1 protein-coding gene is annotated in these 736 nt (G+C 37.5%); it reads right to left on the minus strand.

Going from position 1 to position 736, the window contains the following annotated elements; all coding sequences use genetic code 11:
* Positions 1-736, minus strand: a 736-nt coding sequence (locus ACFIK8_RS11320) for a phospholipase D-like domain-containing protein (RefSeq protein WP_375669482.1), incomplete at both ends; no start/stop codon positions are given.

The following is a 736-nucleotide window of genomic DNA, read 5'->3' on the forward strand; positions in this document are numbered from 1 at the left end:
AATCCCAATAAATGCGGTTGTTATTATCAAGACGGAGATTATAACTCATTTCACCGGTCGTTTCTTCAGAAAAAAGCAAATCTAACCTCGCTGTAATCGGTGCACATTCAAAAAGAATGCCCATTTCCGTATTCAACGCAGCTGACCGAGGATCAAAATTTAAAGATCCAATAAAAGCAGTTTTACGATCAACCAAAAAAGCTTTAGTATGTAAACTGGCCTTACTTGATCGAAACAATCGCAACCCATGCATGTTTCCATCCGGCTTTAACTCATAGAGCTTAACACCACTTTTCAAAAGCGCTTTACGGTATGGTACATAACCACCATGCACGAGTGCCACATCGGTAGCTGCTAAGGAATTTGTAAGAATTTTAACATCAACACCTTTTGAAACTAAATTTCTAAAACTCTGCGTACCGACCTTACCAGGAACAAAATAAGGTGATGTAATTTGAACAGTTTTTTGGGCATCTCCAATAACCTGTGAAAGTGCTTTCATAAGCCAATTTCCAGCTTTTTTGCGCAATGCTTTCTCCGGAGGATCAGAAAGAACAACAACTTTATCTGCTAAAAATAATCGCTTTCCTGTTTGAATAAAACAGTCAAAATTAATATGCTCCTTAACATAATCCAGATAAACCTTTGCAACCTTGGAATCACGAAATTTTCGTAATTTCTCCTTCCAATAACCAAGGTCGCTTGTACTTTTAGGAACAACCAAAGTATGAATTGG

This window comes from Bartonella sp. MR168JLCBS, assembly GCF_042194175.1.